13 protein-coding genes are annotated in these 14575 nt (G+C 60.6%); 7 read left to right on the top strand and 6 right to left on the bottom strand.

The window, feature by feature from the left end; genetic code table 11:
• Position 1 precedes the first annotated feature (1 nt).
• From FW764_RS26240 to FW764_RS26220, 5 genes are read left to right on the top strand one after another with little or no spacing between them, the layout of a single operon-like run.
• Positions 2 to 1219: a glycosyltransferase family 4 protein gene (locus tag FW764_RS26240; protein WP_446436421.1), complete on the top strand. Its 1218-nt coding sequence runs from the start codon at positions 2 to 4 to the stop codon at positions 1217 to 1219.
• Positions 1210 to 2313, top strand: a complete 1104-nt coding sequence (locus FW764_RS26235) for a glycosyltransferase family 4 protein (protein ID WP_446436420.1) — start codon at positions 1210 to 1212, stop codon at positions 2311 to 2313. Before FW764_RS26240 ends, FW764_RS26235 begins: the two co-directional genes overlap by 10 nt.
• Positions 2310 to 3743, top strand: coding sequence for an O-antigen ligase family protein (locus FW764_RS26230; protein WP_446436419.1), 1434 nt, complete (start codon positions 2310 to 2312; stop codon positions 3741 to 3743). The genes FW764_RS26235 and FW764_RS26230 overlap by 4 nt, the downstream gene beginning before the upstream one ends.
• Before the next feature lie 2 nt (positions 3744 to 3745).
• Positions 3746 to 5155, top strand: a complete 1410-nt coding sequence (gene murJ / locus FW764_RS26225; RefSeq protein WP_446436418.1) for a murein biosynthesis integral membrane protein MurJ — start codon at positions 3746 to 3748, stop codon at positions 5153 to 5155.
• A gap of 43 nt (positions 5156 to 5198) precedes the next feature.
• Positions 5199 to 6233, top strand: a complete 1035-nt coding sequence (locus tag FW764_RS26220) for an acyltransferase family protein (RefSeq protein ID WP_446436417.1) — start codon at positions 5199 to 5201, stop codon at positions 6231 to 6233.
• Positions 6234 to 6340: 107 nt separating this feature from the next.
• Here FW764_RS26220 and FW764_RS26215 read toward each other — a convergent pair whose 3' ends face one another.
• The 4 genes from FW764_RS26215 to FW764_RS26200 form a co-directional block, all read right to left on the bottom strand.
• Positions 6341 to 6922, bottom strand: a complete 582-nt coding sequence (locus FW764_RS26215; RefSeq protein WP_446436416.1) for a DUF4174 domain-containing protein — start codon at positions 6920 to 6922, stop codon at positions 6341 to 6343.
• 164 nt (positions 6923 to 7086) lie between these two features.
• Positions 7087 to 7719: a glutathione S-transferase N-terminal domain-containing protein gene (locus FW764_RS26210; protein ID WP_446436415.1), complete on the bottom strand. Its 633-nt coding sequence runs from the start codon at positions 7717 to 7719 to the stop codon at positions 7087 to 7089.
• 13 nt (positions 7720 to 7732) lie between these two features.
• Positions 7733 to 8311 carry a GNAT family N-acetyltransferase gene (locus tag FW764_RS26205; protein WP_446436414.1) on the bottom strand — a complete coding sequence of 193 codons (579 nt, stop codon included), beginning with the start codon at positions 8309 to 8311 and terminating at the stop codon, positions 7733 to 7735.
• Between the two features lie 73 nt (positions 8312 to 8384).
• The gene (locus FW764_RS26200; protein WP_446436413.1) at positions 8385 to 10742 is read right to left on the bottom strand and encodes a DNA polymerase II; all 2358 of its coding nucleotides are present in this window, start codon (positions 10740 to 10742) and stop codon (positions 8385 to 8387) included.
• Positions 10743 to 10857: 115 nt separating this feature from the next.
• Here FW764_RS26200 and FW764_RS26195 point away from each other — a divergent pair, with 115 nt between their 5' ends.
• Positions 10858 to 11040 carry a hypothetical protein gene (locus tag FW764_RS26195; protein ID WP_446436456.1) on the top strand — a complete coding sequence of 61 codons (183 nt, stop codon included), beginning with the start codon at positions 10858 to 10860 and terminating at the stop codon, positions 11038 to 11040.
• 118 nt (positions 11041 to 11158) lie between these two features.
• Here the strand turns inward: FW764_RS26195 and FW764_RS26190 are convergent, their stop codons facing one another.
• On the bottom strand, positions 11159 to 11626 hold the full coding sequence (locus FW764_RS26190; protein ID WP_446436412.1) for an SRPBCC family protein: 468 nt from the start codon (positions 11624 to 11626) through the stop codon (positions 11159 to 11161).
• A 96-nt stretch (positions 11627 to 11722) separates the two neighbouring features.
• On the opposite strand from FW764_RS26190, the gene FW764_RS26185 reads away from it, so the two are divergent.
• Positions 11723 to 12124 (top strand): GFA family protein, encoded by a 402-nt coding sequence (locus tag FW764_RS26185; RefSeq protein WP_446436411.1) that lies wholly within the window; start codon positions 11723 to 11725, stop codon positions 12122 to 12124.
• Position 12125: 1 nt separating this feature from the next.
• Here FW764_RS26185 and mrdA read toward each other — a convergent pair whose 3' ends face one another.
• On the bottom strand, positions 12126 to 14018 hold the full coding sequence (mrdA, locus tag FW764_RS26180) for a penicillin-binding protein 2 (protein ID WP_446436410.1): 1893 nt from the start codon (positions 14016 to 14018) through the stop codon (positions 12126 to 12128).
• Positions 14019 to 14575: the final 557 nt, after the last annotated feature.

The following is a 14575-nucleotide window of genomic DNA, read 5'->3' as shown; positions in this document are numbered from 1 at the left end:
CATGCGCATTTTATGGATCCTGCCCTACTCGCCCTGGCCCGCCACCAGCGGCGGCAAAACGCGCCAGTTCCATCTGCTGCGCAGCCTGGCCGCGCGCGGGCATCGCATTACCTTGCTGCTGCATGACAAGCACCCGGTGTCGGTGACCGATCGCCAGGTGCTGGAAGCCTTCCTCGAACAACTGATCGTGCTGCCGCGCCGCCCGCTGCGCAGCCTGAAAACCTTGGTGGCCGGACTGTTTGCGCCCTACCCGCTGCTGGCCAGCGTCAATGGCCTGTCAGGGGCGCTGCAGGACACCTTCAATCAATTGCTTAAAGAACATTGGGACGTGGTGCAGATCGAGCACACCTACACGTTCCAGCCGTACGAAGATGCTTTGGCGCGCAAATCCCAGCCGTTTGTATTGACCGAGCACAACGTTGAATCAGCGCTGGGCGCGGCCACTTATGATCGCTTGCCACGCTGGGCCCTGCCGTTCATTCGCTACGATCAATGGCGCTACGCCCGCTGGGAACATCGCGTGATGCGCCAGGCGGCGCAGACGGTAGCCGTCACCGACAGCGATGCGCAGGTACTGGCAACGATCGCCGGTAAACCGGTATCAGTGGTGGTCAATGGCGTGGACTGCGATCACTTCGCCGCCGCCCATCCTGACCCGTCGACACGACGTATAGTGTTCCTCGGCAACTATGAATACGCGCCCAACGTGGACGCCATCGAGTGGGCCTTGGATGAAATCCTGCCCAAAGTCTGGGAGCGCTGCCCCGCTGCGCGCATGAGCGTGTGCGGTTTTGGCATGCCCGGCAGTTGGCGTGAGCGTTGGAAAGACCCGCGTATTGAGTGGCAAGGGTTTGTGCCGAACCTGTTGAATTTGCAATCAAGCTGTTCGGTGTTTCTGGCGCCGTTGCGCCACGGCGGCGGTTCCAAATTGAAAGTGCTCGAAGCGCTGGCTGCCGGACTGCCCTTAGCGAGTACCGAGCAAGGCGTGTCAGGCCTGGACCTGATCGAAGGCCTGGACTACCTCGGCGGGCAAACCGCTGACAGCCTGGCAGACGCCGTCGTGCGCTTACTGCAATTCCCCGAGGCCGCCGCGCCCATGGGCGAAGCCGGTCGCGCCTATGTACGCCGCGCCCATGATTGGAGCGTCGCGGCCAGCCAGCTCGAGCAGGTGTATGCGACGCTCGCGCCGCTCAACCAAAAGGTGCCTGCATGCGTATAGGCCTGGATTACCGTACCGTTGGGACCTCGCCGCAATCGGGCATCAGCCGCCAGGTGTACGCGCTGGAGAATGCCCTGTGCACCCTGCCGGAGGTGGAACTTACGCGGTTTACCGTGGCGCCCCTGGGTGATGAAGCCCGCTTAAAGGCCCTTTGCCCGGCCTGGGCTTGTGCAAAAACCGCGATGCATCAACCGCAAAATCGCCTGCGCTTTGAGGCAGGGTTTCTACCGCGCGCGTTGCGGGAAGAACAGATCGACCTGTACATCAGCACGTTCAATATGGGCTTGCCATTGCCGCCAAAACCCAAAGGTTTGCGCACCGTGGTGCTACTGCATGACCTGTTCCAGATCACCCTGAACAACTACCACGCCAACCGTTTGAAAGCGCTGATCTACAAGACCAGCGATCGGCTGTCGATTGCCTATGCGGTACACAGCGCCGACCGCATATGGACGCCATCACAGTACAGCTTTGATGAAACCGCGCGGCTGTTTCCCAAGGCGGCAGGCAAGATTCGGGTATTGCCCAATCAAGTGGACAGTTTTGTCGAACGGGCGGCAGACCTCACGGCACGCAACCTGCCCAAGCACTATTGGCTGCTGGTAGGCACCCGTGAACTGCGCAAGAACGTGCCCTTCCTGGTGGACGCCTGGCAGCAGGCCCGCAGCCGATCACTCGGCGTGCCGGAACTGGTGCTGGTGGGCAGCCTCGAACATTTGCCTGAAGCCCAGCGTAACCTGCCTGGAATTCGCGCCTTGAGCGGCGTATCAGATGCCGAGTTACACGCGCTGTACCGTCAGGCCTCGCGCCTGTGGCAACCCTCTTATGCCGAAGGGTTTGGTTTGCCGGTGATCGAAGCCTTGAGCGTGGGCACGCCGGTGGCCGTGGCCAGCGGCACCTCGCTGGATGAGATTACGCCGCCGTCGGCCCCACGCTTTTCGCCCACCGACGGCCCGGCGCTGGTGCGATTGATGCTCGACCTGGTTGATCGCCCAACGGAAGATTCTGCCGAGCAACGCACGCTATGGGCGCTACGCTTCAATCATCAGGCGTATCGCCGGCGCCTGGTCGAACTGATCGAGGAGTTGAAATGAGACTTTCCCTGGCCAGCCTCGTCGCGATCCTGTTCGGCCTAGTGTTTGGCGCACTCGCCTTGCTGTTATCACCGGCCAAGGCCTTCCTCGCCGTGATCGGCCTGGCCGCCGCGGTGACGATCCTGCGCTTCCCGCTGTGGGGCTTGCTGCTGTTCGCCGGCATCGCGACTTTTATGCCCTACTCGACCGTCAACCTGGGCATTCGCAGCACGGTGAGCGAAGCCATCCTGGCGCTGACCTGGGGCGCGGTGCTGTGGCACAGCTTTCTATCGCGCCTGCCCGATACGCCGAGCCTGTCACGCCGCCCCACCGACCAGATGCTGTTATGGCTGATGCTGTTCAGCGTGTTCCCATTCATCGTCGGCCAAGTCACCATCCACGCCGACAGCAGCGGCGTGGCCAACTGGTTGCGCTGGTTACTGAACCTGTCGGGGGTGTTCCTGACCGCCAAGTTGCTGGTGAACCAAAAGCAGCGCGAATCCCTGGTCATCGCCCTGCTGCTGGGCAGCCTGGCGATGCTAGTGCTGTCGATTGCGGTGTTTGTGCGCACTCGCTCGGGAGCCGGCATTGCGCCGATTTTAGCGCTGTTCAATTACGGCAACTTCGACATGTTGAAATTTGGCCTCGAGGCGATGGCGTCGCGCATGGGCTCACCGTGGATGCACCCGAATGCCATCGGCGGGATCATGGCGCTGCTGCTGCCGTTGGCGTTCTGCTACGGCATGACCGAACAAGGCTGCAAGCGCGCACTGGGCTTAAGCGTGGCCTGCCTCGGCGCCGCTGCGCTGCTGTTGGCCAGTAGCCGTGGCGCGATGGTGAGCCTGGCGTTGGTGCTGATCTGGATGGCCACGCGGCGCGTGCCCTATACCGGGCGCTTGTTGATGATCGGTGCAGCGCTGACAGTTGCGCTGGTGATGGCTTACCCGCCGCTGCAGGACCGCCTGGCGACGATTTTTTCGTCGAATAACGCCAGTACCGAAGTCCGTTTCGACGAATACCGCATGTTCCCGCAGGCGGTGGCGGCGTATCCGTTCGGCATCGGCTTCAAGGTCGACCCGCCGGTGCCGGGCACGCATTTGCTGGGGATCTCCAACCTGTGGCTGAACTTCATCTACAAGACCGGCATCATCGGCATGTTGCTGTTTATCGGCGTCACCGTGCGCTGGTGGCGCGAAGCGCGCCCGGAACCAGGCCCGATCCGCCTGACCAAGGACAACGCGCTGTGGCTGGGCACCACCGCCGGGATTCTCTCAGCCTTGGTCAGCGGTTTGTTTGACCATTACTTCAGCTTTGCGGTGGTGATGGTCGCGCTGTTCTGGTTGATGGTCGGCCTCAATGTGCTGGAGGCACGGCGGCTATTCCCGGCGCGCCTGCCGCAGGTCAAGGCCGTGGCTTTTCGCAAGCCGATGCTTGACGGCGCACGGCCTTAATCATGCTTGGCTCCGCCGTCTGGCTGACCCTGGCAACCTTGCTCGGCCTGTGCCTGGGGTTCGCCCGTGAATGGCTGCTGGTGGCGGCCTGGGGCGCGGGTGAGCGCAGTGATGCATTCCTGATCGCGCTGTTCTTACCCGAAGCATTGCGCATGTCGTTGGCCGGTGGCGTACTCAGCGCCGCCGCGCTGCCGCTGTACCTTCAACGCAAGGACGGCGAGCGCCTGGACTGGCTGGCGGTGCTGTTCCCGGCCTTGATGCTGATTGCTTTGGCCACCAGCCTGCTGCTGACGCTGTTGGCGCCGTGGCTGGTGCAGTTGCTCGGCCCGGGGCTCGCGGCCAGCGCCACGGCACTTGCCGGTAGCAACTTGCAGACCGTCGCCTGGTGCGTGCCGGGCTTAATGCTGCATGCGTTGTTCAGCATTCCGCTGCAGGCTAGCGAGCGCTTTGTGCTGGCGGGGTTGGGTTCGTTGTTGTTCAACTTGCCGCCGGTGACGTACCTCGCCGTGGCCGGCACGGCCAGCCAACCCCATGGGTTGGCACTCGCTTGCCTGGCCGGCAGCCTGTTGATGCCCTTGGCGCTGCTGCCGTCGATCTGGCGTCAGGGCTGGCGGCCGTGGCGCTGGCAATTGAGTGTTGCGCCACTGCGCGAGCTGGGCCAGCGCATCGGGCCACTGTTGCTGAGCAATGGCGCCAGCCAAGGGCTGGCGTTGATCGAACGGCTGGTGGCCTCGCTGCTCGGCGAAGGCGCGGTGACCTGGGTCAACCTCGCCCGCAAGCTGATGAACCTGCCGCTGATTGCGTTGATGAGCCTCAACCAGGTGCTGCTGGGCATGATGAGCCGACGCCAGGGCGATGAGCGCCTGGCCCTGCTCAAGCGCGGCCTGGAAACCGCCAGTGTGCTGACATTGCCCGCAGGGGTTGGGCTGGTGGCGGCGGCGCCGAGCCTGGTGGCGCTGCTGCTGCCCAAACAATCGGCGGATTCGCCGCTGCCGCTGCTGCTGGCGTGGTTCGCCGTGCCGCTGGTGTTCGGCGCCTGGAACGCCTTGCTCGCGCGTTATGCCTACGCCGCCGGCGATACACGCCAGCCGCTGCGTTGCGAGTTGCTCGGCAGCCTGGTCAATGTGCTGTTGCTGGGCGCCCTGCCGTTTGTGTTTGGCCTGGCGGGTATCCCGCTGGCCGCGCTGGCGGGGGTGATCTGCACGGCATTGCTGCTGATGCAGCGCCAAAACCTGCTGGGCGCCCTGCCCTGGGCGCGACAATCGTTACTCAGTGCGGCGGTCATGGGGTTGGCCGCGCTGGTGCTGTTTCGGATTCAAGACGTATGGCAGCAACTGGGGCTCAGCACCCTGGCAGGCGTCGTGGTGTTGCTGGGCATGGGGCTGTGGCTGAAGCCGTGGCGCAAGGCGTGAATAATCGATCGGGGGTGGTCAGGTGAAACATCGTTGGATACAGATGGATATTGCCAAAGGCATTGGCATCCTGATGATCGTGTATGGCCACAGTTGGTTCGTCGCCAACTCTGCGGAGTTGATCTATCCGATCATCGCGTCGTTCATATTGCCGTTGTTCTTTTTTCTGTCCGGGGTGTTCTTCAAGCCCGAGCAAGCGTTCGTGGAGATGGCGATACGCAAGGCCGACGGCCTGCTCAAGCCGTTCTTCTTCACCATGCTGGTGTATGTGATCGTACGCAGCGTATTGCGCGGGCAACCGCTGCTGCCGGATGTTGGCGGTGTGCTGTATGCCTCGGTGGACACTATTCCGTGGCAAGCACTGTGGTTTCTGCCGCACTTCTGGGTGGCGATGCTGTTCAGTTGGGTGATGCTGCGGTTGATCCAGCGCCTGAAGCTGTCACTGGCAATCGGCTGCCTGCTGATAGCGGCGCAACTGTTGATCGGTATTTGGGTATTACCCTGGTTCTGGCAAGTGCCGGTGACCGTCGGTGGGCACACCTGGATGTTACCCGGGCTGCCCTTCAGCCTTGAGGTAACGCTGATCAGCAGCACCTACTTCATGTACGGCTACCTGTTGCGCGATTGGCTGCGCAGGCATGAAGGCTCGCTGCTGACGCTGGTGATTTCAGTGGCACTGTTCGCCGTCGTTTTCCTCTACAGCCACGACACCATGGACCTGGCGCAGCGGCGCTACGACCACTGGTTGTGGACTAGCCTACTGGCGGTGATCGGCGTGTACGCATGCTGGGCACTGGCGCAGGTGCTGATGGTCTCGACCGTGATCACGCAGGCGATGACCTACATCGGCCAGTCGACTCTGATCCTGTTGATTTTCCATGGAGAGATCCAGCATAAGAGCGTCAACCTGATGGAGCGCCTGGGCCTGCATCCATTCGTGTCGGCTTGTGTGGGCCTGGTGGTGGCGGTGGTGGTGCCGTTGCTGATCGGGGAAGTGATCAAGCGGGTAGCGTTCTTGCGCTTTTTCTACTTTCCGTTTCCGGTGCGTAAGCCCGCCAAAACTTCAGAAAACCACTGAACCAATGTGGGAACGGGCTCTCTCGAAGGCGGTGTGTCAGTCCATATTTACAGCGACTGGTACACCGCTATCGCGAGCAAGCCCGCTCCCACAGGGGTTATGTAGGTTCAATCATCGAGTTGCGCTGGGGCTGCCTTGCTACCGGCCTTGGCAGGCTTGGCTGCTTTGGCGCCCTTGGCTGGCGCGGCGGCGGGCTCTGGTTCTGCAGGCGCGGCAAGTTCTTTTTCGGCCATGGGCATCTGGTCGATGGCGCTGAAGAACTCTTTCAGGTCGAGGGGATCCGGTGGGACAGTCTTCTCGACTTTCTTCTCGCCGTCCTTACCGACCAGGATCACCTTGGTGCCGCTGCCAGCGCCTAACTTCAGGGCACGGATCAACGCGTTGGTTTCAGGCGGCGTGAGCTTCTTGTTGTCCTTTGCGTCCTTGGCAAACTTTTCCCCTTCGGCACCGATGCTGCCGAACTTCACGGTGTAGAACACCATGTTGCGCTCTTCAAAGGACTGCTTGTTGGCAGGCTCGTCCAGCTGTTTCTTGAGGGTCGCCAATGTTTCGTTGCCGGAATCAAGCTCCACCACCACCAGCGGGCGGGACTTACCCACGTCCTGCTTGAGCGGGTTGATATCATCCGCGGCCAACAGCGGCCCCGTAAAAGCCATCAAGGTAGCCAGGGTCAGCGACCGGATGAGCATGCGCACCTCCTTTGAATTCCATGCAGGGTTCTTGAGTTTCATGTCTGCGACAGTCAATTTCAAGGATGATTCCTACACCTCGTTAAGAAGCGTAGGTCAGGAAGCCCGCCACGCAAGGGGTTGGACAGCCTCAACGGTGATTGTTTCTTCTGATTGCGGAAACATTACGAGACGCCCCACTCCGGCCAATGCCGAGCAAACACGGGCGCCACGACGGAGTCGGCATCCACTTGCGCCAGCGTCTGGGCGAAGCCTGGCGCAAGGTCGCTCAACACATCCCGCGCCGCGTCCCAGCGCGACACCGCTGCGGCCATGATGCCCAGTGCATTCGGCAGATTATTCGGGGTAAACAACTGGTCAGCGAACTGCTGGGCGAACACCACCCAGGCGTGATGCAGACAGCGGCGCGTGCCGGTGGTCAATTGCGTTTGCAGCGCTTCATCGGCGGTGCCGAGCCAGCGTCGCGGGTAGTCGATGATGCCGATGGCCGAGTAGCAGTTCGCGGCGATGTAGACCAGGCCGCGCAGGATCTGCGCGCGGTTGCCGGCGAGCAGGTTCGAGTCGGGAAACTCCAGGCCCAGGTGGATCAGGATCGCGGCGCTTTCGGTCAGCACCTGGCCATCGGGGGTGACCAGCGTGGGGATTTGTTTGAGCGGGTTGATACGCGCAAGGGCTTCACTGCCCTCGCCGTCTTCCCAAGAGCTGGCGTCTATCCGGTGCCACTGCACTGCGCAACGCTGCAGGGCGACTTCGATCATGCAGGAGCCGGATTCATCAATGCCGTAGAGCGTGTACATGGGCGTTGCCTCCTTATCGCAGCAGTTTGGCCTGCAAGCTGGTCTTCACCTGCGGCCATTCCGAATCGATGATGCTAAAGCGCACCGAGTTGCGCTTGCGCCCGTCAGGCATGATGCGTTCGTGACGCACGATGCCTTCTTGCACGGCGCCGAGACGCAGGATCGCGGCGCGGGACTTTTCGTTGAGTTCGTCGGTGGTGAATTGCACGCGCACGCAGTCGAGGACTTCAAAGGCGTAGGTCAGCAGCAACAGTTTGGCCTGCGTGTTGATGGCGGACTTTTGCGCGGATTGCGCCAGGAAGGTGTGGCCGATCTCGAGCTTGCGGTTGACCCGATCGACCTTCCAGAACCGTGTACTGCCGACCACCTGGCCGCTGTCGCGACGTACGATGACGAACGGGATCATGCTGCCGGCCTCACGCCCAGCGAGGGCGATGTCGATATACTTGTCGACAGTCTTGGGGCCGGGCACATGGGTGACGTTAAGATTCCAAAGCTCACCGTCGGAGGCCGCCTCGACCAGGGCGCTCGCGTGGTCACGTTGCAGTGGCAGGAGTTCGACCGAAGTGCCGGTCAGTGTGATCTGAGTCATAGAAAGCTGCGCCGTCTGAGGGTGGTCATCAGAGGCCAAGAGTGCAGGCTCTCATCCCACCCAGGCAAGCGTTTTAGAACAGGCCCATTTGCCCGCCGACCAAGGTGGCGAAGTCGTCATGGACAAACGGTAAAATCGCATCGGCCACTGGCTGTAATTGCCGGGTGACGTAATGATCGTAGTCAATCGGCGCCTGCCGCACTTCCAGCGGTTGCGGGCCGTTGACGCTGATCACATAGCTGATCCAGCCGCCGCGCTGGTACTGGCGCGGGCGCCCCAGGCGATCGTTGTATTCATCGGCCAGGCGCGCGGCGCGTACATGCGGCGGCACGTTGCGTTCGTAGTCGTCCAATTGGCGGCGCAGGCGTTTGCGGTAGATCAGCAGGTCGTCGAGTTCGCCGCTCAAGGTTCGGCGCACGTAGTCGCGCACGTAGTCCTGATGGGGCTGGCGATGGAAGATGCGCTGGTAGAGCTCCTGCTGGAATTGTCGGGCCAGCGGCGACCAGTCGCTGCGCACGGTTTCCAAGCCTTTGTAGATCATGTCTTCAGTGCCATCGGCGTGCACGACCAGGCCGGCATAACGCTTTTTGCTGCCTTCCTCCGCGCCGCGGATGGTCGGCATGAGGAAGCGGCTGAAGTGGGTTTCGTATTGCAGTTCGAGGGCGCTTTGCAGGCCGTATTCGCTGTGCAGATGCGCGCGCCACCAGTCGTTGACGTGCTGCACTAATTCCCGGCCAATGCGGCTGGCGGCATCCGCAGAATGCGCGCTGCCGAGCCAGACGAAAGTGGAGTCGGTGTCGCCGTAGATCACCTCGTAACCTTTGGCTTCAACCAGCTCGCGGGTCTGGCGCATGATCTGGTGCCCGCGCATCGTGATCGAGGATGCCAGCCGCGTGTCGAAAAACCGGCAGCCGCTGGAACCCAGCACACCATAGAAGGCGTTCATGATGATTTTCAGGGCTTGGGACAACGGCGCGTTGTGTTCACGCTTGGCAGCCTCGCGGCCTTCGGAAACACGCGTGACAATTGACGGCAGACAGTGTCGGGTGCGCGAGAAACGCGCGCCGCGAAAGCCTTCAACCGACTCGCTGTCGTCAGGGTGCTTGAGGCCTTCGATCAGGCCCACCGGGTCGATCAGGAAGCTGCGGATGATCGACGGGTAAAGGCTTTTGTAGTCGAGTACCAGCACCGATTCGTACAGGCCGGGACGCGAGTCCATCACAAAACCACCGGGGCTGGCCTGAGGCGGTTTGTCGCCCAGGTTCGGCGCAACGAAGCCCTGGCGGTGCATCAACGGCATGTACAAGTGGGTGAACGCCGCGACCGAACCGCCGTTGCGACCGGCCGGAAGCCCAGTGACGCTGGCGCGCTCGAGCAGGAACTTGAGCAGGTCGGTCTTCTCGAAAATTCGCGTAACCAGCTCACAGTCCTTGAGGTTGTAGCGCGCCAGGGCGGGCTTGTCCTCGGCAAACATGCGGTTGATTTCGTCCATGCGCTGGTACGGCGTAGAAATGTCCTTGCCTTCGCCAAGCAGGGTTTGCGCAACGTTTTCCAGGCTGAAGGATTCGAAACTCCAAGTCGCCGAACGCAGCGCTTCGATGCCATCGATAATCAAGCGCCCCGCTGCGGCTGCGAAGTAGTGATTGCGACTGCCATGTTCGCGCCAGGCCATGGCTTCACCGCCACGGCCCAGCAGCAGCGGCACGTTGAGGCGCTGGGCGTGTTCGTGAAGCACACGCAGGTCGAACTGCACCACATTCCAGCCGATGATCGCGTCGGGGTCATGGGTGGCAAGCCATTGGTTTAGGCGCTCGAGCAGTTGCGCACGGGTGTCGCAGTAATCGAGCTTGAAGTCCACCGCATCGGCCTTGTTTGGTGGGCCGAGCATGTACACCTGGCGCTCGCCGCAGCCTTCGAGGGCAATGGAATAGAGGTCGCCTTGGGCGGTGGTCTCGATGTCCAGGGACACCAGTTTCAGCGGCGGGCGGTAAGCTGGCGCAGGTTTCATCTGCGCGTCAATCAGGGTAGCGCTGGCATCGCGTGTGCCGCCGAACCACACCGGCGCGGTGATGAAGCGCTCCATCATGTAACGCTCGGGCGGGCGTACGTCGCCTTCGTAGACATCGACACCCGCGGCGCGCAAGCGTTTTTCCAAGTCCATCAGTTGGCGGTGCTGGCGGGTATAGAGGCCCATTACCGGGCGGTGATGGAAATCACACAACTGCAGCGGACGCAGTTCGATATTGCGCTCGCCCTTGAGCAACCAGTCCAGCTGTTTGCGATAGGCCTCGGGGATAAACATCACCGAGGTTTGCACGGGTAGGCGCACATAACGTGGGCCTTGGTCGGTCGCCAGCCAGAAACTGACCTCCGTACCCGCCGCCGTGTCACGCCAATGCCGGGTCAGGACAAAACCCTGCTGTAAATCCACCGTACCACACCTCAGGAATCGCTTTCAGGGCGTGATTCTACTCGGCATCCGAGCAAACGCGGCACGTTAACGCGCGCGCAGACCCCAATCTCACAAAATTGTTGCAGAACATTAAGTGGCTCACGGTGGGCAACTGGCTGTGCTGGGCAACCAGGGCATCATGGATGTACCGTTCAGCATGTCCTCCTACACCGAAAGATTGATCCGCGACCAGCAGGCGCAGAACATTGAAGGCCAGGCTTCAGGGCCGACCGCACTTATTACGTTCGACACCGCAATGGTCACCAACGGCAACTAGACCTGGCCAGCTACGGGGCAACATTGGGCGTTTACCGAATTGAGCAACCGACCCAAGGCGATCCGCGAAAGACGACTGAGCGTTTTTATAACGGGCACCATCCAGGTACCCGTTTGGGTCAGACGCGACGGGCTTGACCGAGATAGGTTTCGATATTGCTCATTTGCTCATCCCAGCCACGGGAATTCATCTTGAAGGCTTTCTGGCGTCGGGCTTCAGGCACCGCGTCAAAACCGGACTCAACTACCCGCAGCAAAATGCCTGGGGCCCGATCTTCGATGGTGAACTCCACCAGAGTCGGTGTTTCGCTGTCGTAGTCGACACCTTCCTCGACCGCGTAAGGGTGCCACCAGAACGAGAACAGCGTGCGTGGTAGGACGCGTTCGATCTTGGCCTTCCACACCGCATGCTCGTAGTCAGGATAGGTGATCTGCGCCTCGAGGGTTTGTCCAGGCGCAAAGGTTTTGCCTTGGAGGGCGATGCCGAACCAGTCGCCGAATTGCTCGGCATCGGTAAGTGCTTCCCACACTTGTTTACGTGAAGCGTTAAGCAGTACTTTTCGTTCAATGCGATCTAATACGTGCATAAGTCACCTCCTCCATTGACATTAGGCGGCATCAACCAATGCGCAACTTTGAGTCGTGCGCGATGATGACCCCTCCCTTGATCAGGCAATACGTGTATGACTGACCCGCTGAATGGAAGTTGCTTCTGCAAAACTGTGCGCTATCAAGTGGACAGCCTGGACATGCCGATCAGCCATTGTCACTGCGACAGCTGCCGCAAAGTGCATGCGGCAGCGTTTGTGACTACGGCCGGAGTGATGCGCGAACATTTCCGCTGGACCCAGGGTGAAGCGCTGCTGTCGTCGTTTGAGTCTTCACCGGGCAAAGTCAGGCATTTCTGCTCGCGTTGCGGTTCACACCTGATAGCAGAGCGTGGGCATCAACCCCACGTGATTGTGCGGGTGGCGACGCTGGATGATGATCCGGGCATTCGGCCCACCTCGCACATCTGGACGGCTCATGATGTGCCCTGGGTTGCTTATGAAAGCCTAGAGCACTGGGAAGAGTGGAAGACCTGATTTAGACGTGCGGGTCACCTGGCGCTTTGGCCGGTGTGGCGTATTGCGGCTTCAAGTGGCCGTCTTGGTCGAGCAGCCAGGCGTCCATGATTTGCCGCACGACGGGGCCCGCCACCCGCCCACCGGCCTCGCCGTTTTCGATCATCACCGAGATCACGATTGTCGGGTGTTCGGCTGGCGCGAAGCCGACAAACAAGGCGTTGTCGCGATGGCGCTCGAGGGTCTTGTTTCGGTTGTAACGCTCACCCTGCTTGATCGCAACGACTTGCGCCGTACCACTCTTCCCGGCGATACGGTATTGCGCGCCTGCTGCTGCGGCCCGCGCGATACCACGCGGGTCATGCATGACCAGTTGCATGCCGTGGTTAACCTGCTCCCAATCACGCGGGTCCTTGAGGACTACGTTGGGCATCGGGTTTTCATCCACCGGTGGAACACCGTTAATGGTCTTGGCCAGGTGCGGTCTGTTCCACACGCCTTTGTTGGCAATCAACGCGGTGGCCTGGGCCAGCTGCAACGGCGTGACTTGCATGTAGCCCTGACCGATACCGAGGATCACGGTTTCGCCCGGGAACCACGGCTGGCGCCGTGTCGCGCGCTTCCAGGCCTGGGAAGGCATCAGGCCGGCTGACTCTTCGAACATGTCGAGGGAGACTTTCTGGCCGAGGCCGAATTCGGCCAGGTAATCGTGGAGGCGGTCGATACCCAGTTTGTGGGCTAGGTCGTAGAAGTAGGTGTCGTTGGAACGCATGATGGCAGCGTCCATGTCCACCCAGCCGTCGCCGCTGTGGTTCCAGTTACGGTACTTGTGGTCAAAATCGGGTAACTGGTAGTAACCGGGGTCAAACACGCGGGTTTGCGCGGTGACCACACCACTGTCGAGGCCGGCGATGGCCACTTCGGGCTTGATCGTCGAACCCGGCGCGTAGAGCCCGCGTAGCACGCGGTTGAAAAGCGGACGGTCGATGGAATCGTGCAGTGCGGCGTATTCCTTGAAGCTGATACCGGTGACGAAGAGATTGGGGTCAAAGCTCGGCTTGCTGACCATCGCCAGTACTTCACCGGTTTGCGGATCGAGGGCCACTACCGAGCCACGGCGATCGCCCAAGGCCTCCTCAGCGGCTTCCTGCAATTTGGCGTCGAGACTCAGGACAATGTTTTTACCAGGGATCGGGTCGGTGTGCTTGAGCACGCGCAACACGCGGCCCTGGGCGTTAGTCTCGACCTCTTCATAGCCAACGTGGCCGTGCAGTTCAGACTCGTAAAAGCGCTCGATACCGGTCTTGCCAATGGACTGGGTACCGCGGTACTCCACCGAATCGAGGGTCTTGGATTCTTTTTCGTTGATACGACCTACGTAGCCAACCGAGTGGGCAAAATGCGCGCCCAACGGGTAATGACGGACAAATTGCGGCTCTACGTCTACACCGGGCAAGCGGAACTCGTTAACCGCCAGTACGGCGATCTGTTCTTCGGTCAACTCGTAGAACAACGTCACGGGCACAAAAGGATGGCGGGCCTGCTTCAGTGCCTTGTCGAACACGGCGCGGTCTTCGGTGGGCAAGTGCAACAGGCTGACGATGGCGTCCAACTCACCCTTGAGGTCGGTGGTGCGCTCACGGGTGATGGTCAGGTTGTAGCTGGGACGGTTGTCGGCAAGCACCACACCATTGCGGTCATAGATCAACCCACGTGTCGGTGTAATCGGCAGTACGTGGACCCGGTTGTTTTCAGAAATCGTGGAGTGATAGTCGTACTGCACCACTTGCAGGAAATACATGCGCCCTACCAAGGCGCAACTGATGCCAATGACCAGCAGCGCGCAGGCGAGTAGGCGCTTGTTGACCAAGCGGTTTTCTTTTTCGTGATCCTTGATCGGTATCGGTTCAGGCATTTCTACAGCATCTCGTTGAAGAAGGTCGACGCCGCGTCCTGCGGATGAAAGATCAATCCTTGTGAAAATGTGCTGCACGATACCAAAAATGCAGAAACACTTTGCATCGATTTCCCCAACGGCATGCTGTTCTATCAGGCAAGGGGCGATTTTTTGACTCCATAAAGGCCTCTAAACCGAAGGTGCCATACTCATGGCCGATACCTGACTGTTTAAAACTACCAAAGAGCGCCCGTGGCTCGTGAGCCACCGGTGTTGATCAGCACGCGACCGGCGTCAATACGTGTGGCGAGTGTGTGGGCTTTAACAGAAGACGCTGGTGCATGCTTGTCCATCCACCGAGCACAGGATATGGGTGCACCCTATTCTTTGATGATTGCCTGAGTGAGTTCTGCTTCCACGGACGCAATGACGTCTGCGGGATCGCTGTTATGCGTGCTCGAGGAATGCCCCCCCCTCTTTTAACTTGTTGCGCCTTTACTACACCGGAAGACGCCATGTGCAGGCAGGGTTGAGTTGATCAAAGGCTGGACCTTTGAAAATATCTGTAGACTTTT

The organism is Pseudomonas sp. 1152_12 (assembly GCF_052850675.1).
This window is presented reverse-complemented; position numbering and strand designations above follow the sequence as displayed.